This is a genomic window from Paenibacillus sp. 10L310, from assembly GCF_056395745.1.
In genome coordinates, this window is the sequence record NZ_JBFTKC010000006.1 from 248135 (window position 1) to 268560 (window position 20426).

General features: G+C 44.2%; 23 protein-coding genes and 3 tRNA genes. 22 read left to right on the forward strand and 4 right to left on the reverse strand.

What is annotated here, in order from left to right:
- Positions 1-2: 2 nt before the first annotated feature.
- The 12 genes from AC1DE7_RS16460 to AC1DE7_RS16515 all read left to right on the forward strand — a co-directional run bounded on the left by AC1DE7_RS16460 (position 3) and on the right by AC1DE7_RS16515 (position 8081).
- Complete coding sequence (locus tag AC1DE7_RS16460; protein WP_145323112.1) at positions 3-866, forward strand: ABC transporter ATP-binding protein; 864 nt, start codon at positions 3-5, stop codon at positions 864-866.
- Between the two features lie 20 nt (positions 867-886).
- A complete protein-coding gene (locus AC1DE7_RS16465) occupies positions 887-2338 on the forward strand; it encodes an ABC transporter substrate-binding protein (protein ID WP_036614797.1) in 1452 nt (483 codons plus the stop codon).
- A 106-nt stretch (positions 2339-2444) separates the two neighbouring features.
- Positions 2445-2636 (forward strand): hypothetical protein, encoded by a 192-nt coding sequence (locus AC1DE7_RS16470; RefSeq protein WP_047843730.1) that lies wholly within the window; start codon positions 2445-2447, stop codon positions 2634-2636.
- Between the two features lie 71 nt (positions 2637-2707).
- Positions 2708-2781, forward strand: a tRNA-Met gene (locus AC1DE7_RS16475).
- 56 nt (positions 2782-2837) lie between these two features.
- Positions 2838-2911: transfer RNA gene (locus AC1DE7_RS16480), tRNA-Ile, on the forward strand.
- A 182-nt stretch (positions 2912-3093) separates the two neighbouring features.
- A complete protein-coding gene (locus AC1DE7_RS16485; protein WP_036614795.1) occupies positions 3094-3516 on the forward strand; it encodes a hypothetical protein in 423 nt (140 codons plus the stop codon).
- Positions 3517-3752: 236 nt separating this feature from the next.
- Positions 3753-5303: a tetratricopeptide repeat protein gene (locus AC1DE7_RS16490; protein ID WP_477534809.1), complete on the forward strand. Its 1551-nt coding sequence runs from the start codon at positions 3753-3755 to the stop codon at positions 5301-5303.
- Positions 5304-5487: 184 nt separating this feature from the next.
- The gene (locus AC1DE7_RS16495; RefSeq protein ID WP_477534810.1) at positions 5488-6303 is read left to right on the forward strand and encodes an alpha/beta fold hydrolase; all 816 of its coding nucleotides are present in this window, start codon (positions 5488-5490) and stop codon (positions 6301-6303) included.
- A gap of 62 nt (positions 6304-6365) precedes the next feature.
- Positions 6366-6515: a hypothetical protein gene (locus AC1DE7_RS16500; protein ID WP_477534811.1), complete on the forward strand. Its 150-nt coding sequence runs from the start codon at positions 6366-6368 to the stop codon at positions 6513-6515.
- Positions 6516-6687: 172 nt separating this feature from the next.
- Positions 6688-7362: a carbon-nitrogen hydrolase family protein gene (locus tag AC1DE7_RS16505; protein WP_127550761.1), complete on the forward strand. Its 675-nt coding sequence runs from the start codon at positions 6688-6690 to the stop codon at positions 7360-7362.
- 116 nt (positions 7363-7478) lie between these two features.
- Entirely contained in the window at positions 7479-7592 is a 114-nt protein-coding gene (locus tag AC1DE7_RS16510) for a YjcZ family sporulation protein (RefSeq protein ID WP_082219140.1), read from the forward strand.
- 159 nt (positions 7593-7751) lie between these two features.
- The gene (locus tag AC1DE7_RS16515) at positions 7752-8081 is read left to right on the forward strand and encodes a DUF1904 family protein (RefSeq protein ID WP_036614785.1); all 330 of its coding nucleotides are present in this window, start codon (positions 7752-7754) and stop codon (positions 8079-8081) included.
- Between the two features lie 41 nt (positions 8082-8122).
- Here AC1DE7_RS16515 and AC1DE7_RS16520 read toward each other — a convergent pair whose 3' ends face one another.
- Both AC1DE7_RS16520 and AC1DE7_RS16525 read right to left on the reverse strand, forming a co-directional pair.
- Entirely contained in the window at positions 8123-9346 is a 1224-nt protein-coding gene (locus AC1DE7_RS16520; RefSeq protein WP_477534812.1) for an MFS transporter, read from the reverse strand.
- A gap of 140 nt (positions 9347-9486) precedes the next feature.
- Positions 9487-9681 (reverse strand): DUF6199 family natural product biosynthesis protein, encoded by a 195-nt coding sequence (locus AC1DE7_RS16525; protein ID WP_036614780.1) that lies wholly within the window; start codon positions 9679-9681, stop codon positions 9487-9489.
- Positions 9682-9988: 307 nt separating this feature from the next.
- Here AC1DE7_RS16525 and AC1DE7_RS16530 point away from each other — a divergent pair, with 307 nt between their 5' ends.
- A complete protein-coding gene (locus tag AC1DE7_RS16530; RefSeq protein WP_477534813.1) occupies positions 9989-11137 on the forward strand; it encodes a sensor histidine kinase in 1149 nt (382 codons plus the stop codon).
- A 109-nt stretch (positions 11138-11246) separates the two neighbouring features.
- Entirely contained in the window at positions 11247-11729 is a 483-nt protein-coding gene (locus AC1DE7_RS16535; protein ID WP_047843725.1) for a NucA/NucB deoxyribonuclease domain-containing protein, read from the forward strand.
- A gap of 194 nt (positions 11730-11923) precedes the next feature.
- On the opposite strand, the gene AC1DE7_RS16540 is transcribed toward AC1DE7_RS16535, so the two are convergent.
- On the reverse strand, positions 11924-12148 hold the full coding sequence (locus tag AC1DE7_RS16540) for a hypothetical protein (RefSeq protein ID WP_017687353.1): 225 nt from the start codon (positions 12146-12148) through the stop codon (positions 11924-11926).
- A gap of 207 nt (positions 12149-12355) precedes the next feature.
- On the opposite strand from AC1DE7_RS16540, the gene AC1DE7_RS16545 reads away from it, so the two are divergent.
- Together AC1DE7_RS16545 and AC1DE7_RS16550 are read left to right on the forward strand one after the other, a co-directional pair.
- Positions 12356-12805, forward strand: coding sequence for a general stress protein (locus AC1DE7_RS16545; protein WP_047843724.1), 450 nt, complete (start codon positions 12356-12358; stop codon positions 12803-12805).
- Between the two features lie 235 nt (positions 12806-13040).
- Positions 13041-13126 (forward strand) — tRNA-Leu (locus AC1DE7_RS16550).
- 332 nt (positions 13127-13458) lie between these two features.
- Here the strand turns inward: AC1DE7_RS16550 and AC1DE7_RS16555 are convergent.
- Positions 13459-13677 (reverse strand): helix-turn-helix domain-containing protein, encoded by a 219-nt coding sequence (locus AC1DE7_RS16555; protein ID WP_390925961.1) that lies wholly within the window; start codon positions 13675-13677, stop codon positions 13459-13461.
- Between the two features lie 287 nt (positions 13678-13964).
- On the opposite strand from AC1DE7_RS16555, the gene AC1DE7_RS16560 reads away from it, so the two are divergent.
- The 6 genes from AC1DE7_RS16560 to fabD all read left to right on the forward strand — a co-directional run bounded on the left by AC1DE7_RS16560 (position 13965) and on the right by fabD (position 20408).
- Complete coding sequence (locus AC1DE7_RS16560; protein WP_127550772.1) at positions 13965-14282, forward strand: PadR family transcriptional regulator; 318 nt, start codon at positions 13965-13967, stop codon at positions 14280-14282.
- Positions 14279-14821, forward strand: a complete 543-nt coding sequence (locus AC1DE7_RS16565) for an HAAS signaling domain-containing protein (protein ID WP_164783394.1) — start codon at positions 14279-14281, stop codon at positions 14819-14821. Before AC1DE7_RS16560 ends, AC1DE7_RS16565 begins: the two co-directional genes overlap by 4 nt.
- 87 nt (positions 14822-14908) lie before the next feature.
- Positions 14909-15613: a DUF4097 family beta strand repeat-containing protein gene (locus AC1DE7_RS16570; protein WP_477534814.1), complete on the forward strand. Its 705-nt coding sequence runs from the start codon at positions 14909-14911 to the stop codon at positions 15611-15613.
- A gap of 23 nt (positions 15614-15636) precedes the next feature.
- Entirely contained in the window at positions 15637-16413 is a 777-nt protein-coding gene (locus tag AC1DE7_RS16575; protein ID WP_127550779.1) for an ABC transporter ATP-binding protein, read from the forward strand.
- Positions 16414-16415: 2 nt separating this feature from the next.
- A complete protein-coding gene (locus tag AC1DE7_RS16580; protein ID WP_282320777.1) occupies positions 16416-18827 on the forward strand; it encodes an FtsX-like permease family protein in 2412 nt (803 codons plus the stop codon).
- A 357-nt stretch (positions 18828-19184) separates the two neighbouring features.
- The gene (gene fabD, locus AC1DE7_RS16585; protein WP_405157580.1) at positions 19185-20408 is read left to right on the forward strand and encodes an ACP S-malonyltransferase; all 1224 of its coding nucleotides are present in this window, start codon (positions 19185-19187) and stop codon (positions 20406-20408) included.
- The last annotated feature ends 18 nt before the right edge of the window (positions 20409-20426 follow it).

Below are 20426 nucleotides of genomic sequence, written 5' to 3' on the forward strand. Positions count from 1 at the left end.
ACGTGATCCAATGCGAAGGACTTGTCAAAATTTTTAAATCCAGCGATGTGGAAGTCGTTGCCCTTCAGGGTCTCAACCTGACTGTCAATCAAGGTGAAATGATGGCGATCATCGGTAACAGCGGTAGCGGTAAATCCACGCTGCTGAATATTCTGGGCGGACTTGATCGTCCTACGGCTGGTACGGCTGTTGTGGGAGACTGGGATTTGCTCAAGATGACAGATGCTCAATTGGTCGAATACAAACGTCATACGGTAGGTTTTATCTGGCAAAATAACGGTCGTAACTTGCTGCCTTATCTCACTGCACTGGAAAATGTGGAGACTCCCATGATTCTGGGAGGCAAGCGTGATCGTGCTTACGCGAAACAGTTGCTCGAATGGGTAGGTCTCAAGGATCGGATGCATAACAAATTGCATCAATTGTCAGGAGGAGAGCAGCAACGGGTAGCGATTGCGATCTCATTATCCAATCGTCCCAAAATTCTGCTTGCAGATGAACCTACCGGTTCGGTCGATTCCGAGACATGTGATACAATCATGGGCATTTTCCGAAGAATGAACAAGGAACTCGGCGTTACGATTGTCATCGTTACCCATGACTTGACGCTTGCTGGCAAGGTAGACCGGATCGTAGCGATCCGGGACGGCTTGACCAGTACCGAGTTTGTGAAGCGCAACCCGAATCTGGATGATGAACACAGCTTGTCCGAGGCGGGTATGCCGGACATTCACGAAGCATTTGTCATTATTGACCGTGCAGGGCGACTTCAGGTGCCTAAAGAGTATCTGGAGGCCTTATCCATTGATAACCGGGCTACATTGGAATTTGACGGTGAACGCATTGTTATTACACCGCCAAGATAATTTAGAGGGGGAACTGGGATATGAAGAACAGTATGTGGGGAAAACGTGTTTTAGCCGTCATGGCTACAGCAACGCTGGCAATGCCGCTGATTGCCGGTTGTACGGCAAGTGAGGCGAAGGATACGGAGCAGCGCGTATTGCGTGTGGCTACGATGTGGGGCGGACAGGATGACAGTTACTTCCGTCAGCAATTTACCGATGCTTTTGAACTGACACACCCCAATGTAACGATCGAGATTGTGGCTGCCGTTGATCAGAGCAGTATGTATGGGTACGGTAACACAGAAGAACAGCAGGAAGCTCCGGATACGATGGAAAGTCTGAAGAAGATTATGACTGGGGATAATCCGGTTGACGTCATCGTGGCGGATACCTCTACAGTCAAATCATTAATTCAGGAGAATCTGGTCAAACAGCTGGACCCATTGATGCAGGAAGACAAGTTTGATACCAGTGATATTGTGCCTAGTGTGCTGGAGGGAATTAAGGACCTTGGGGACCAGAGCATCTATGCATTGACACCAACGTTTTCCTCCTCCGCTTTGTTCTATAACAAGGGTATGTTTGAAAAAGCAGGCGTGGAACCGCCAACGGACAATATGACTTGGGATGATATTTTCAATCTGGGTACCCGTCTAACGAAAGGTGAAGGTAAAGATCATGTATTTGGTTTCTCCTTCACGACATATCAGGGTGGTCCGCCGTACTACTCCATGCAGCAGTACTACAGCTCGTTGCAGCTGAAGACGTTTGATGACAAAGCAGAGAAGATGACAGTAGATTCTCCTCAATGGGAGAAAGTGTGGAGCACCATCAGCAAACTTGCGATTGACAAAGTTATTCCTAAAGGCGACGAGCCACAGGATCAGAATCCGAGTGGGCGTTATGATCCTGTACAGGGTGACCTATTCCTGAGTGGCAAGTCAGCCATGGTTATTGGTGATTACAGCTATATTAATCAATTAATTGATGCCAATAAAAATGCGGATAAAATGAAAGACTTTACGAAAGTGGATTGGGATGTGGTAACACCTCCAGTTCACCCGGAAGCTCCTGAAATTGGAGGTAGCATCTACCTGAGCAACCTCATGGCGATTAATAGTGCGGCTCAGAACCCGGATGATGCGTGGGAACTGATCAAGTACATGAACAGTGAGGACTGGGCTAAGATTAAAGCACGCAGCAGCTATGAGATGGTATCACGGAAGAGTTTCATTAAGCCCAAAGACGGCCTGGATTATAACATTCAAGCATTCTATTCGCTGAAGCCGATTCCGCCAACAAATACCAATCTGGATAAAATGTATCAAAAATCCCCAGGTTTATGGCAAGTCAATGAAAAAGGTATGGAATATTTCAACCAGGTACTAGAGAACAAAAAGACACCAAAAGAAGCACTTGGTGAGTGGGCAGCTAAAGGAAACGAGATGCTGGAGAAATTGAAAAAGGATCCTAAAGCTACGTTTCAATGAGATTTGATGTAGTAGTCATATCATAAGTTAAGGATAGCCGCTGAAGATTTTAATCTTTGGCGGCTATTTTTATGAAAATGGGGTATTCTACAAAAAGCAGGAATAAATGACGACTCCGGAAAGGACGAGCGGTATGCACTGGGTATATTTCAGCAAGTTGTATGCAACCAAATTTCAGGCAGGGTGTCTGGCCAAACGTATGGAGCAGGATGGGTGGATTTACGGTCATAATGAACCAGCGGAAGTGGAAGTTTATCGATCACGTAAAGGACGTTACGGTGTACGTTTTATTCCCTGACATTACCCCTTGACTTATTGGGATAGAATGGTGTATATTAATTAAGTCGCTGTTTTAATATTTCTTACTGACGCGGGGTGGAGCAGCCCGGTAGCTCGTCGGGCTCATAACCCGAAGGCCGCAGGTTCAAATCCTGCCCCCGCAATTTAGTTTCACTTGGATGATTCACAGCCATCATCTGCACGTTATACATTATGTCTAGGGCCCTTAGCTCAGTTGGTTAGAGCGGTCGGCTCATAACCGATTGGTCACAGGTTCGAGTCCTGTAGGGCCCATACTCTTAAAACCCTTGCCTAGCAAGGGTTTTTTTCTGTCTGCATGTAAGCTCTGAAGTAAAAGGTATCTTGTAAATGGTGTCTTTCTAGTATGCCCTTTTTTTCGAATCACGATGTATGTCCATGCCATATCTCAAATCTCGCATATACTACCTTATCCCAACCCATAGGAGGTAGATTTCATGAGTCAATTTCTTGATGCAAGAACATCTCAGAATGCGAGTTTGGCTAACTCTATTGCAATACCAATCCTGGTTATTAATACACCACAATTATTCGGTCAGATTGGTCTGCAAACAGCAGGAGCAGGGGCAAACCCACGGGTACAATTCAAAGGAACGGTGTCTGTGCAACTTCCTTTGGCACTCGTTGGTGTAACTATTACAATTGTTAGGGGGACTTTGGCTACGGACCCTGTGATCTATTCCGCAACGTCTACGTTTAGCTTGAGTGTCCTTGCACCTCAGATTATTACGTTCTCTGCAGATGACTTCAACCCGCCTATCACACCTCAATTGACGTACACTGCATTTATCAGTTCCAACTTGCTCGGTACGATCCGTGTAGGCCCTGAGAACTTTGATGGAGCTGTATATTCCGACTAATGTTGAGCGTCCTTGCCTAAGTAAACTAGATCAATAGTCTTCTTAATTGAAAGGCCTCAAGGACCTGCCCTAAAAAGCAGGTTTTTTTCCTGTTGAAGGGGAAAACTGAACTTCATCGAGTAGGTAGGGTTCTATGATATAATGCATTACAGAGATTGAATGGTATTGGACATCAAATAATACGTGATCATCTGAGAAACGTATGAAATTAGTGATAGAAAGCAGGTTTCCGTTTAATGACGTCAAATGAAAGTCAACGTTTTCGTTACAGTGAAGCTCCGGTCTGGGATTGGCAGAGAGCTTATTATGAGCAGAAGGGGCTACAAGCTTGGACAGAGAACCATGTCCCTCAATATATTACGAGTAATCCGTTGATTGCCACGGCGTATGCAGAGATGATCTTTGGCTTTCTTCAGGACCTTTCGAACAAAGGAAAGATCAACGAGACCGTAACCATTCTTGAACTTGGAGCGGGTGTAGGGCGTTTGGCACATCAAGTTCTCCTGAAATTGCTTGAGTTAAAGGAATTTGCTGGAATACCTTTACCGCCTTTCAGATATGTGATGACGGATCTCGTAGCGGAGAATGTGCTAGGTTGGCAGGAGCATCCATCCATGCAATCCTTTATTCAACAAGGTATATTGGATTTTGCGCGTTTTGACGCTGTAGCGGATACGGAATTGAATCTGGTCGTTGCAGGCACGGTTATTCAGCCCGGTGATCTGAAACAACCGTTGTTGTTGATTGCTAATTACTTTTTTGACAGCATTCCACAGGAATTAATCTACATTGGGGATGGCGAGATCTATGAGTGTGATCTGCTTGTACAGTCTCCGGATCGTCGTCTTGATCTTGAGCCCGCTGAGATGCTGAAGAACATGACGCTGAGTTATGAGTATCGCCGCGCGCCGGAATACAGTGCGGATAATTATCCGTATCAGGAGCTTATCACATTGTACAAAGAGGAACTGGAGGATTCGCACATTCTGTTCCCTGCAATTGGATTGTCCTGTCTCGAACGGTTGAACAAGCTGTCACAGTCAGGTTATGTGTTGATTACCGCTGATAAAGGGGATCATCGCCTGGATAATTGGAAGTTCGCAGAGCCGCCTGAATTTGTTCTGCACGGAAGTTTTTCTTTAACAGCCAACTACCATGCCATTCAGTATGTCTTGGAACAACAAGGTGCCCATACACGATTCACAACACATCATTATAAAGATCTGAATGTTGGGTGCATGTTGATGGTGGACGAACCCATCAGTTATGTGAATACACGTCTCGCCTACCATCGATTTGTTGAACGTTTTGGACCGGATGACTTTTTCAGCATGAAACAATGGGTAGACTCTCGAATAGAAAGTATGGAGTTGAAGCATATTTTACCGTTTTGGCGTCTGGGTGGATATGATGCTGAGTTCTTGATTCACAGTGCGACCCACATTTCCAGTCTTCTTCCTGATGCAAGTGATGAGGAGATGCTCGATATTCAGTCTGGCATTCATACGATGTGGTCGTCCTACTACGTGATGGAGCAGCAAGGAGGTCTCGCATTTCTGGCAGGGCAGCTGTTATATGAGATGTATATGTATGAGGATGCAAAACGGTTTCTGGAGATATCATTGGTTGCAGATCCGAGTAACCATAATCCAGCCGTCTTATACGATTTGGCTGTGTGCTGTTACGAACTTGAACTGGAAGAAGAAACCCTGTCATATACGCATAAAGTATTGGCTCTGGAACCTGATCATGAAGAGGCAGGGGATTTACTGAGGAGTTTCGAGTGATATTTTTATAGGAAAAAACAAACAGTACGGCTCCGTATGAAAACGGGGGTGTGCTGTTTTTTCGTATTGGACTGAAATGAGCCCAGATACAAATTAAAGAATATAATTCTTTAATTTACATAATGACCCATTATAGATATACTTTTCATATAATCTACTTCAATATTTTAAGGAGGATATGTAAATGAAGAGTAAATTAGTTTTAATTTTGGCGTTTTGTCTTGTGTTTCTGATTCCTTCAGAATTAGTAGAAGGAAAACCAAGCCAAATCGGTTCGAGTGGTTTGTATGAAGTTAGTAACGGAGTATCGTTATATGCTGAAATACAAGGAACAAAACATTCTTTTCCCACGGTAGTTTTTATTAGTGGATATGGAGATAGTTCGACTATATGGTCGGAAGTTCAATCTGAGATAGCAAAGCATACTTTGACAGTATCTTATGATCGTGCTGGACTTGGGCTTAGCGGAGATACAAATAAAGATAAAACGACGAAACAACAAGTGAAAGAATTGCATAAATTGCTGAGAAAAGCTAATATACCTGGTCCATATTTACTTGTTGGACATAGTATTGGAGGTTTGAATGTCAGAGCATTTGCTGATCGCTATACTTCTGAAGTGGCTGGCGCAGTTCTGATAGATTCTTCTCATGAAAATCAGGAAGAGGCAATTTTGGCAACATTACCACCAGAGATTATAGATTTATACAAGTCGCAGTTTTCAGTAGAGGGCGACTATACGGAAGTGACAAAAAGCTTTTCATTTGTTGGTAAAATACGTAAAAATGATGCATTGCGCCATACTCCATTAACGGTGATTTCAGCGACGGAACACGGAATGGGTCCTGAGATGGAAGTGAAGTGGGCAGAATTGCAAGAAGACCTGGCTACTCTATCCGATAAAGCCAATCATATTACCGTCGAAGGTTCTGGCCATTACGTACATTTAGAAAATCCTGCACTTGTTGTAGATGAGATTATTTCGTTGCTTAAGGATTGAAGGTACATTAAATTATGTTAAACGAAAAGGGAGCTGATGTTATGGAGAAGATTCTAACCATAATGTTTTATCCATTTGTGGCGGTGCTGGGAGCGTTGGGTGCGAATCCAGCAGCGACTGCTGATTCGATACTATTGGCTAAGGATATCGCGACAGATCGAAGCTATGATGGGCAGGCTATCTATGATAGTATTGAACGTAGAAATGCCTAACTACATATCATTCAACTGTAAAGGTAATTGTTTTCAGAGAGCAATAACATGAGAACCAATTACTCTTGAAGCGAAGTATGGTGAGCAGGAGTTCTGTCCGTACAACCTTTAAGCCGGTTTCGTACCTTATTCAGGTATGAACCGGCTTTTATTTATGAATGGGGGATGCCAGATGAAGATTATCATTGGACAACCGAAGCTCGAACAGGATTTGTTGCAGCTTGAAGCCGAACTCAAGCAACATCCAGATGCGGATATATTGTTTTTTCCTGAAGGTTATCTGAACCAGAATGTTGAGGAAGCTTGCAGGTTGGCGGCTGAATATGGGACCATGATTGTATCAGGTCATCGCAGACTGAACGAACGTCCAAAGGACCGATCGATTATCATCAGTAAGGCTGGAGAGATTGTATTGGAGAAAGCTAAATATACACCTGCTGAGACGGCTCAGGAACAGGGTTGGGTAATAAGCACTTTGTTGTGTGATGAGCTGGTCCTGCAAGGATTTTGCAACGAGAATATAAGAAGTGTGGATATTGTGATGCATTCCATTGGTGTGGGTATGTTCAGTGAAGAGCAGTACAGTGAGTGGGTCAAAGAGGCTCGGCAGATCGCCTTGAAGCATCAATGTATTGTCATGGGGACTAGCCATGCGGATGGTTCGTACCGTGATAGCGGGATCTCCATTCCAATCGCTTATTGTATCACTCCTGATGGAGAGGTTGTTCTGGCATCCCGAAGTGATACACGTACTCGTACAATCCTTCTGGACAGAGGAAATACAGACCCTTCACCTCAGGAGTCACAAGAAATACAACTGAGAATCTCCATCGACCCATCTGGTTAATTTACCAGGCATGAATACCAGATGAATGGGCTGTTGAACTTGCCGATTCGCCCGGTCACTTGCACGGAATACGCATATGTTATGGCATACCTTGAAATTCAAAGGAGGCCAATCAAATGAGTCAAGTTGGATACGGTTGTTGTAATGCTGGTGGCGGATGGACTTCTACAAGTGCAATTCTTGTGCTTTTCATCCTGCTCGTGATCATCACAAAATCTTTCTGGCTGTAAGTCACGTGTAGAAACGTGCAAACAGTGGCTCCGCTGAGACTTCAGCGGGGCTTTTCCTATTTATAAGAAGCCACATATGCCATCCATGACATTTGACAACTGAAAACAATGTGCTTAAAATCACATAAGAGACTATTAACAGAGATTGAAGGGATAGCAATGCCGTTTATTCGCTTTAAAGGATTCACAGGTCCTCAGCTAGAGGAAGTTGTACCCCAAATTACAGAGCAGATGGCCCTAATTACTCATATTCCAAGGGAGAGAATGAAGGCAGAGCGTCATGATGTACAAGCGCTGACACCTTCTCCGGCTTCTATAGAGATTCTGATGTTTCAACGTGACCAGGAGATTCATAATCGGATTGCATCGTCGGTGCAAGCTATTTTGGAAGAAGCATATATGCCGGATGTGCACATTTTCTTCAATATATTGTCACCTACTTTGTATTATAAAAAAGGCAAGCCGCTTACAGATTATCGATTGGATTGAGATTATGAGGGACGAGCAGAATGTTGCTCGTCTCTTTTCATTTACATATTTTTCGTATGTTTAGCAATGGGATGGTTTCTGTGAACTCTGCTCAACGATAATGAGCATATCGCAGATACAATAAACAAGGCTCCACCGATAAGGTATACCCACCGAACGCCCAGTTGATCGGCGACTAGACCAAAGATAACTATGGATACACTCATAACCGTGGATATCAGGACGCCATGGGTGGCGTATACCTTGGTTAGGGATTCGACAGGTACACTGTTCTGAAGCGCTGTCTGCTGAGCCACATCACGAATCTGATGAACTGGACCCATCAGTATGCATAACACCAGAGCGAGCCATGGCAGGTTGTTTAGACCATAAACGACGGTCAGAAGGCTGAAGAGAAGAGAACCCATGGTCATACTAGCGATTAGATGCTTCTGAATACGTTTGGCTAGTGCAAGAGCCAGAATACCTCCAAGCATGGTTCCAGCAGCGTAACTCGAGTTCATGAGTCCCCACCAACCTTCTCCTCGTCCCAGAGCTTCTTTTGCAAAGGCCAGCGTAACAGCTCCGATCCAGATGGAACCCGCAAGTGCTTGGGCAATGTCCATAAGCGTAATCAGCCGTAATGATGGATTCTTCCAAAGTATACTCCAACCTTCCCTCAATACATTCCGCGATACAGCAGATTTCTGAGGTTGTTCTACATTCCGTGTGAGCGAGCCCATGGCAATCATGAAGATCAGAACGGCCCAGGACAGGCTTGTAGCTGCCCAGAAGGTCTGTGACGCTCCCCAGTTCATCACGGCGAATCCCGTCATGGCGTAACCGACAATGGTTACAGTCTGATTGGAGAAAGATAGTAGGCTATTTGCTTTTATAAGGTCCTCACCTTGAACCAATCGTGGCGTTAAAGTCTTCAGTAACGGAGTTTCCCATCCGTCCAAGAAGGATAGTACAATCACTCCGAGCAATAGAAGCGGCAGTTGTGAAATCATGTGATTCAACGAAATGGCTATACAGGTCATGATTAATGTTTTGGCTATGGAAATGCTGATCAATAGTCTGGAGAATGGGAAACGGTTCACAAGTAATGGCAAAGTGAGACCGGCTATTATGCGTGCAATGATCTGAATAAGTGGAAACATTGCAGCAGAGAGTACCGATCCAGTGAGACCGTATATAAATGTAGTAATGACTATGATATATATGACATTAATAAGCGAGAGCAGCGTTTTGGCGGCCCAGTACGGATAAAATGCGATGTTCATGCCAATGATGTCCTTTCCGAAACGATATATCTATATTACGGGCATTGTCATCATTGCACCACAAACAAAGTTATCATTTTCCCGTCATTTCATCACAAAAAAACTGCCCAACAGGGCAGTCATCTTCTAATGCCTATAGTTCATGCCATAGCAAGTGTGAAGGCGATAAGCAACATCAGCAGGCTGGTCGTTCTGACCATAGTCATATAAGGCCTGCTGGGTTCGGCTTCGCCCCGGGAAATCCAGCCATAGCGCAGATACCAGCCGAATTTTGGGAAACAGAGATTGATGATACAGAGTACCATGAATATAAAAAAGAGGGTTCTCATACCCATCTTCCTTTCTCACTTACATAACGGATCTTATTTTAACGTTTGCGTCTGGTAAAAAAGACTACAATCAAAATAATAATGATGATAATTAACAGAAATTTCATGTATGTTCCTCCTGGTGAGTAGTTAGGTTATTGTGGAATGTTAGTTATCAACTATTACCCATAAACCACATGACTTGAATAACTATGTTACAATTAAAATATATTGATTTAATATCAACACATTCCGACTGGTTAGTTTTCTCTCCTTATAATGTACGATTGCAGAATATATAAACATTAATGTGTGTGAGATGAAGGAGGAAGGCATGAGCCAACATAATCAACTCTCATTACAATGGGAATTTATCATCTCGAAAGTGAAATCCTCCGTGACGGTGGTCGATGCTACCTTGCCTGAGCTTCCGCTCATGTATGTAAACGAACACTTTACCCAACTGACAGGATATACGTATGAAGAGTCTGTCGGACACAATTGCCGATTTTTGCAAGGGCAGGATACAGACCCGGAAACGATAATGCAGATTCGTGATGCGTTAAAGAAACAACAGTCCATTAAGATTGATATTTTAAATTATACAAAAAGTGGTCAGAAGTTCTGGAACGAACTGAATATCGATCCGATCTTGAATGAATCCGGAGAGTGTTTATATTTTGTAGGCATTCAATACGATATTTCAGAACGGAAGTATGCTGAACAGCAGTTGAAGTTTGCAACTTCCATGGCTGAGATGAACAGCAGAGGGCAATTGGAATTCATCGGCAAGCTGAATCACGAGCTTCGTACCCCGCTTAACGGCATTATGGGCATGATCGAACTTGCCAGTATGGGTGAAACTACGGATGAGCAGAAAGAATATCTGGAGCTAGCACGTCAATCAGGTGAGGCGCTGCTGAACATCATTAACAACAGCCTGGATATGGCGAAACTGGGCAGAGGCAAAATGGATGTTGAAAACATTGAATTTCAGCCGTTGAAGCTGATCCAACAGATTGTGAAGACACATGAGCCTGCGGCACGGAATAAACAAATTCGTCTGCTCTGTCATGCTGATCTGAATGTTCCTGATGTGCTTATCGGTGATCCGCTAAGACTTCGGCAGGTACTGGATAATTTGCTGAGTAATGCAATTAAGTTCACAGAACAAGGTGAAGTGCAGTTACAGGTGGATGTGAGGCAACAACTGATGGATACCGTTGTATTGGTATTCTCTGTGCGTGATACGGGAATTGGCATTCCTCAGCATCAGATCGAACCATTGTTTGATGCATTTACCCAGACCGACATCTCCCATGCGCGCCGATTTGGCGGAAGCGGTCTTGGTCTGACCATCTGCAAAGAACTGCTGGAACTGATGAATGGTCAGATTTCGGTGGAGAGTACAGAGGGGAAAGGTACACAGTTTGAGGTGACACTGCCCTTGCTGCGCCAACAGGCCATTCCCAATGTAGGATAATCAATCAAGCAGAACAGCCGGGCGGTCTCGGCTGTTTTTTTATTGTATTGGATTGTTTTACGAACGGGCGTTCTGTTATAATGCAAGTGTTGAATGGGGGAGACACAGCATGAGTAAGAGACGCACAAGAAGAAAACGTAAAGGTAAGCAAGGTTTCAAAAAGCAGGTTCTGACGCTGGTAGCAATGCTGCTGGTAGCCCTCTATGCCTGGGCTGGGGGCGAATGGCCCGAGGAGATACCTAATCCATTCGGTGGGACTAATAAGAGTGTAGACCATACCATTACGTTCCCTTCAGAGCGTTATCCCGAAACAGCCAAACATATTAAAGCTGCTATCAAGGCAGGGCATTCGGATGTATGCACCATTAATCGTAATGGAGCGGAAGGCAATCGGGATCTATCACTTAAGGGTGTTCCGGTCAAAAAAGGTAAGGATCGTGACGAGTGGCCCATGGCGATGTGTGCTGAGGGAGGAACAGGTGCAGATATCCAGTACATTACCCCGAAGGATAATCGTGGTGCAGGTTCATGGGTAGGGAATCAGTTAAGTACATATCCGGATGGAACACGAGTGAAGTTTGTAGTGAAGTAACAACAGGATATGGTTGGGCAGAAATAAGGATTGTAAGGCCTTTGTTGTGAGGTCAGTGGCAGCGTGGTACAGGATAAGTAGAAGAGAAAAACCAGACGTGCATGCGTCTGGTTTTTTGGTGTAAAGTGCTGGCATAAATAGATCTAGTTAACGTATCTATACGGGAACTGGAGTTTCTAGGATTACAGAGCCGACTAAACGAGTTGCATTCCGCTTAAATGATGAGACCGGATGCTTAACAGACGCGTAACATGTTCCACCTCATCAAACGGTATCCACAGACTGCCGTGGACCGTACGTAAGGAAAGAATGGATGTATCAGCGGTACGCTCGGGAAATCCGGTTACCGTCTGACCGCTTGTATTACGAACCATGATCTGTTGCTTGCGCCGGATGGCAATTTCTACCTCTTTTTTCATAAGTCATTGCTCCTGATTATGAGATGTTAAATCCATATGTCAATGTTTTCAATGGTTAATTTGTCTTCTTTATCTAGTCTATCAGAACTAGGTATAGATTTCCAGAAGAGAAATCAACAATCTTCTAGGTGATTTGTCTTAGCTGTGGATGATCCGTTTTTGAATGGGGATTACGGGGTTATATTAGGGTAAAAGGAGGGGAACGGAATGACACAATTAATTATTGGGCTGGCCCGTACCGAGAACGAGGCTATAATTATGCTGAATAAGGTCAAAGAGGAAGGCATCAAGGATAAATATTTGGGAGCGGTGGCGAAGGAGCAGCTTAATCTGGAGCTGGTGAGCGAAAAGACGGGGCTGCCCAAACCTTTGAAGGGTGCCGGAACAGATGGTGCCTTTGGCGCTCTGAAAGGCATATTGGCTGGTCTGGGGAAGCGAATGGATCAGACGATGTCGATCGGAAATGCAGTGCGTAGACTCGCTGGTAATGAGATTGGGAGTGAGACCGATGATTTGGTGCTTACACTGACTGAAGCGGGGATCTCGGAGGAGGATGCGCGGTATTACGAAGATTGGCTGTTAAAGGACCATATCTTGGTTATCGTGGAGTGCAGTGAGGAAGAAGCGGCTCGTGTTCGACCTATTTTACTTTTTTAGTTTAATTTAAGGCTGATTTTAGGTTTCTTTAATGTTGGGGAGGTATTCTTATCTCACACCTCCCTTAATATAGATTGGTTTACCGGAAGTCCGGGACCGCAACTCGGACTTTCTAGGCACTGTGAGCTGACGCTTGCAGTGCCTGTTTCATTTTTTTATTATTTTTAATAAAAGTGTTGCAAAGTTAATTAGTTCATGGTAAGATATTTCTTGTCGCCAAGAAATACATAATCCTGCCGGGGTGGCGGAATTGGCAGACGCACAGGACTTAAAATCCTGCGGTAGGTGACTACCGTACCGGTTCGATCCCGGTCCTCGGCATAACTAGGTTTATTCCTGATAGACAGTGTTAAATGGACGATAATTATCGTTGGGTTCTGTGTACTTGTAATGAAGCATTTGCAGGTACACAGGATTCGCGCAAACACACTCGAAGCACTCCACCGTAAATTGCGGAAGGGGTGTTTTTTTGTTGTGGTGAGAATTACGAAAGTTAGTGTAGATAATCGTGGGAAGCGGCGTAGCGCGGTTCCTCGATTATAAGCGTGCTGAGGGGTTAGCCGAGCAGACGCAGAGCGACTATACGCGGCACGGCTTTATTCGGAAGTATCCGAGCGCTTGGTCAACGGCAGATAGACTTGCGGATGCGGCCTTCAAGTATCTGGCGGAAGATAAACGCATTGCTCTTGTTCGGCGGTCAGAAAAGGCCGACGTCCAATAGGTGGTTCGAGTCGCAGACCGTGGATTCCCTCTCTGCGATAGGCGTTTATGTAATTGTAGACGGTGGAAAGTGAACATCCGATGAACTTGCTGATGTCCTTTTTGGACACTCCATGAAGATTAAGCAAGATCGTTTGATATCTTTCGTGCATTCGCAAGTCCTGGTCGCTTTGATGGCTGTCTTCATTGCCAAAATTTCAGGATTGTTCGGTCTTCATTAAGGAGTTTTGATAGTTTCACTTGTCGTACCTCACAGGCTCATAGGGTAATGATTTTACGATATACGACATTGTTTCCGCTGTCCAAAAATATACCCAGAAAATGGAGTCAAAGGGAAAAATATTGACAGGTACCTTGCAATAAACGGTAGTAGGTGGTAATATTTGTATTAACAGCTACTGTTTATTGCTCAGTACTAAATAAAGCGTGGTGAAAAATTATGAATGTTCAATTCAAGAAGGGTGTGTTGGAGCTTTGTGTTCTTGTTTTAACATCAAAAAAGGACCGTTACGGATATGAGTTAGTTGAACAGATATCGCAAAAATTTGAAATAGCGGAGGGAACCATCTATCCGTTGTTAAGAAGACTGGCTTCGGAAGGATTATTTTCAACCTATTTATCCGAATCGGATGAGGGACCTCCCCGCAAATACTATAAGATTACCGATGAGGGAAGGAAAGTTATGAACAAAATGATTGAAGAATGGAACGCTTTTGCCGTAGGAGTGCAGGAAATGATTGGGGAGGGATCGGATTGAATAAAGAAGCCTATCTAAATGAATTGGCACAGTATCTGAAGCTGCTTCCTCCTGAGGAATTTACTGATATTATGGCTGAATTCAGGGAACATTTTGAGTTTGCCAAATTAAGCGGACGGTCTGAAGCAGAGGTGATCTCCAAGCTGGGAAATCCCCGATTGGTTGCTCGTGAAGTACTTGCCCAGTCTCAAATTGCAAAGGCGGATAAATCGCCTACGCTCTTAAGCGTAACTAAAGCGGTTTTGGCAACAGTGAGTTTAGGATTGTTCAACTTAATTATCGTTATGCTGCCATTTGTCGCTTCTTTAGTTATCATTGCCGGGGGATTCGGCTTTGCAATTTTCTTAATCATTTCGCCGATCTTATTCATTATTCAGAATCAGTCGGTCGCGTTTTTCTTCAATGATATTTTTCTTATGCTTGTCTTGGTCGGTGGAGGAATTTTGATAGTCATTGGAGCATTAAAATTTACCCGAATTTATTACAATCTTGTTATCAGGTATCTGAAATATAATTTGAAAGTCATAAAAAGGATGTGAACTATATTGAAAAATAGATTCCGGAACTTAACCAGACTTGCTCTTCTACTGATCGTTATCGGAGTAATTGGAAATGTAGTGCTGTATATGTTAGGAAAGTCGCCATTCAATTTGGGTGAGATTTCTACTGAACAAAATGTTCGGATGGACCAGACAACAAACGTCCTTATCCATACAGAAACAGGGACGGTAGATGTGGTGCCAATTAAGGGACATGAAATCAAGGCAAATTTGGAGGGAAAGACAACAAAGCAGTCGCTGAAGGATTACCGGCTGGATATCACTCAGGATCAGGGACAAACCAGAATTGAAGTTGTTCAGGACAGCAAATTCCGTTTCTTTGATATCTATACGAACCTTAAACTCACGATAGGGATTCCTGAAACCCAGTTAAACCAGCTGCAGGTTGTGACTGACACAGGAAATATTTATGTAGGCTCCGTCTTGGCGAGCGAATATCGGGTGATAAGCGACACGGGTTCTATAAAGATGGATATAAAAGAAGGGGTAATAAACGCAGAAACAAATACGGGAGCAATCACTGCTTCTTTTGTTAACATAAGTCAAAATATCCGTGCTACATCTGATACGGGAGATATTCTCATCCAAACAGCTGAAGCTCCCCAAGCACTGCGCACCAAATTGTTTGCGGATTCTGGAACCATTAAGGTGACACTGCCGAATTATCAGGATGGTTATATCGGTGAGGGAGGCCCATTGGTAGAACTTATCTCCGACACCGGCAATCTTGAGATCAAACAGAATTCAGGCGAATATCAGGAAGAAAAATAAGATTAATTTTAGGGGGCGTCCTTTTGATAACACAAAATTCCAAGAAAGAAACTTTAATCAAGACGGTTGATTTATGCAAAGTCTACACCTCGGGAAATGAACAGTTTCTCGCAGCTAAAAGTATTAATCTTGAAGTATACAAAGGTGACTTTACGGTTATTATGGGCAGTTCGGGCTCGGGTAAATCTACGTTATTATACCTCCTCAGCGGCCTAGATGGAATCACTTCCGGAGAAGTGATTTTCAAAGGAGAACGAATTGATGAATATTCAGAAAAGGAAATTACGGATTTCAGGTCCAACAAAATCGGCTATGTGTATCAATCGATCAATTTGATTCCTGATTTCACATTGCTTGAAAATGTTGCTTTCCCGGGGTACGTGGCTGGCCGCAGCAAAAAGGATGTGAATAAACAAGCATTAGACCTGTTGAATAGGATAGGGATCGGGGCTCAAGCAGAACGCCTGCCATCCCAAGTATCTGGAGGCCAACAGCAGAGAGCAGCTATTGCCAGAGCCTTGATCAATTCCCCAGAAGTGATTTTTGCGGATGAGCCAACAGGGGCATTAAGTCAGGAGCAAGGTGCAGTTATTTTGGATCTTTTGACCGAAATGAACCAGAATGCTCAATCGATCGTTATGGTGACGCATGATATAAAAGCTGCATGCAGGGCGGATCGGTTAGTTTTGGTCAAAGACGGAAACATCGAAGGGATATTGGAACTGGGCAAATATTCCCCGGATGAATTGAAAGCAAGAGAAAACCAAATATTCATTTTTATGTCAGGTAAGGAGGGGTAGGGATGTATGCAACATGGAAACTATGTTGGACGAACCTGAAGCATAAAAAAGTTCAAAACAGCTTCATTGCAATCATCATCATGCTGGCAGCCCTGCTCCTTTCAACGGCTGTGTCGGTTCTTAACAACACAAATCGTATGTATGAGAGTATGCATGATCAGTCCCATGGCGCCCATCAAATATTGCGGATGGAGAACGGCATCCATGATCCGATCCAGGTACACAATTGGTGGGAGAAGCAGAAAGGCGTCATTGTTTCGGATTTAATGCGGTACCGCTATCTGTCTAGTATGTCTCACGCTGGAGAAGAGATCCCTAATGTTGACTTATTCATGATGGATGCACCAAGCGGACCTTTTCCCGTCGACCGGCTGCAGTTTGTAGAAGGAGAAGAAAAAAGCACACCGGAAGAAGGAAGCGCCTGGATTCCCACCTCTCTGGCTTATCCCAATGATATTCATGTTGGGGATCCGATTGAATTTAAGACGGACGAAGGGGTTATCCAGTTGAACGTTGCGGCCGTCGTCGTGGATATTTCATACTGTTCGCCATTTGCTACGAGCGGGAGAATCTGGCTGAATCATCAGGATTATAATAAAAATATGACCACATTGCCGGGCGACGATAAGTATATGACCGGATTGCGGTTTGATGACTACAGCCAAAACAGGGCCTACTGGGAAAGATTTGAACAGTCTCTCGGGACCCCCTATCTGGAATCGGTTAAAGACTTCGAGAGCTTGTCTTCGTATTATATGATTGCGAACCAGGTCATCAGTTTCATTATGATATTTCTTGCAGTCGTCATGATCTCTGTTGCCCTTTACACCTTGGGATTCACGATTTCCGATGCTATTCTTTCCAGCTACAGGACGATCGGGATTATAAAATCCGTTGGATTATCTTCCAGCAGAGTAATTATGGCTTATGTAGGGCAATATACCCTCTTGGCGCTCGTTTCGGTCATCCCGGGGATTCTGGTCAGCAATATCCTCTCAGGTACAATTATTGCAAATTCCATGGCTTATCTCAACACAGGGTCATCAAGTATGAATGGGCTGTATTCAGTAACAGGCATTTGGACTGGCGCGGCTGTAGTAGCGGTTATCTTCCTCTCTGCCCTGCTGTTTTCTAATAAGGCGCGCAGTGTCGAGCCCGCACAAGCCGTTCGTTATGGCATGTCGGAGAAGGCGTATTCCCAAAAATCAGGAGGGAGTGGAACATGGAAACGAAAGCTCCTCCAGATAGGCGCTCTTCCGACTTCTATGATTATCGGGCTAAGAAGCGTCACGAAAAATATTCGGGGTTCGCTGCTGATTGTTCTGATATCGGCTTTGTCCACCTCTGTACTCGTTTTTGGTTTCCTGTTTGTATACAGCATTTCGTCCATACATGGAACCATTGCCAAATGGGGCTATGATTCGGCCGATCTGTCCGTAAGAATCGATAATCCAGCCGAATTGACCTTTGAACAGCTTAAAGAAGAGGTTCTTTCGGATCCGAGAGTTAAGAATTACTCACGTTACGGGGATGCAAATGCGGTATTGCCGATGCCTCAGGAGTCTGGGGTTGAAATGAAACAGGATACGATGGGGATATTACTGACGGTGGCTGATGGGAACTATGATGAAATAGGCTATGAAAATGTTGAGGGTCATAACCCAGTTTCTGACAATGAAATCTCGGTCGGTGTGAATGTTGCAAGAACTCTGGGCATCAAGTCAGGCGACTCATTGGACATTTACATTGAGGGTGAAAAACATACTCTGACAGTCACCGGAATTTACCAGGCGATCGCGAACATGTCCAATACGGGGCGAATTACCGCTGACGTCATCAGAAAAAGTAATCCAGACTATGGAAGTGCGATGAACACAACATTTGTTAATCTGCATGAGGGAACTTCAGTTGATCAATTCGTGAATGAATTGAATCAGCGATATGGAAGTGTAATCTGGATAGCAAGTCAGGCTGCGCTGGTTGATGAGGTATTCTCCCAGGCTGTCACGATCATCGTACTGCCAATGTCGGTCATGGCGCTGTTGTTTATCGTCATTACGTTTGTTATCATATACAGTATTTGCCGAATTAACATGAAGAAAGAGAGCCGTACCTACGGAATTTACAAGTCAATCGGTATGACATCCCGTCAAATCCGATTGTCGGAAACCACTGGAATCCTTGTCGTATCGGGGATCGGTGCGCTGGTCGGAATTCCATTAGGTTTAGTAGGACTCCCCCCTCTGCTTAACTTTATATTGGCAGATTACGGAATTGTTGAAGTTCCACTGATTATGAACGGTGGAGGGATAGCCTTGATGATACCTCTAAGCATCATCGCTGCTGGTCTAGGTTGTTGGGCAGCATCCAAATCTATTCAAACTACATCTCCTCGGCTTTTGACGATGGATTAATAGAAGAAGGGTGTCACAAAAAGCCATGAAATGGCTGCTTGTGACACCCTTCTTTTTTGAAGAGAGAGTATGTAAAATTGAATTGAGAACGCTCCGTCTTCCTCCGCCAGTAGTATATCTACTTTTAGAACAGCCTCTTTTTAAGCTAAATACTTACTTGACATGGAAATAAATTGTACTGTATTGTATTTTTATGCTTAAATTACAACTATATCCTATTATTGAGTATAACTCGAAAGCAAATTCTTCTTTTATCAACCACAAATCGACATCTTTCATCAAAATCTCCCAACATAGAGTAATTTTCATACCGCTTTAATTGTTTTAAAACAAAATACTACGAATCGAGGTTTGCTTATGCCAACTACGGCATTTTTGTTTCCGGGTCAGGGATCACAATATGTCGGTATGGGAAGAAAGTTGCACGATGAATTTACTGTAGCAAAGCGTTACTTCGAAGAAGCGAACGATGCGCTGGGGTTCAATCTTACTGAAATGTGTTTTGAAGGTAGCCATTCACAGCTTATGCAGACGATGAATACACAACCGGCCATATTGGCAGTAAGCGTTATTGCCTTCGAAATCGGCAGGAGGGAACTGGGGTGGCAACCTGATTTTATGGCCGGACATAGTCTTGGCGAATATTCCGCACTTGTATGCAGCGGTGTGCTATCTTTTCGGGACGGACTCGGGATTGTAAGGAAGCGGGGGATGTTAATGCAAGCTGCGCATTCTTCCGACATTGGAGCGATGGTCGCTGTGACGCATGCTGCTTCTGATCAATTGGAGGAGTTTTGTCGTCAAGCTAGTAACGACACATCACAAGTTGTTATTGCTTGTTATAACTCTTTGAACCAACATGTGCTTGCCGGTCATCGAATAGCTGTACAATCGGTGGTTCATCGGCTACAAGCGCAATTTACAGATGTAAGCGTTAAATATTTAAATGTTAGCGCCCCCTTTCATAGTCCATTGATGCAATCAGCGGCGGAGCAACTGGCCGTTGAACTGGAGAGGATTGAGACTAGGGACGCCCGGTGGCCGGTCATATCGAACGTGACGGCAAGAACGTATGGGCGGCAAGAACTACTTCCGCTTCTTTACCGCCAAATGACCGAACCGGTTCGCTGGCTGGAAACGATGCATTATCTGAACAGTCAAGGAATCAGCCGAACGGTGGAAGTCGGGCCACGCCAGGTATTGACACATCTAATGAAGGGCACCTATCCCGCTGTTCAGACTTGCCAATTCGATCATCCTAAGCAATTGGAGGAGCTGCGTGCATGGTTTGACAGAAGCGAGAATAATCGTGAAGCCGTCATCGCCAGCATTCGAGAATCATTGACAGCCGCTATCATTGCGCGAAATCGGAATAACGATGCCATAGCGTACAGTGCCGGCGTAATTCTGCCCATCCAACAAATCAGGGATTTGATCGAAAAGTTGTGTGGAAATAATCCTTCGGATTTTACGCAAACGCTAAATCAGATTAAAAGTCTGTTGCAGTCAGTACTGTTCACCAAACAATTACCGCTGGAAGAACAGATGAAAATCACTGACAAGTTACCGGCAATGGATTAGGAAGCCGCACTAATGAAT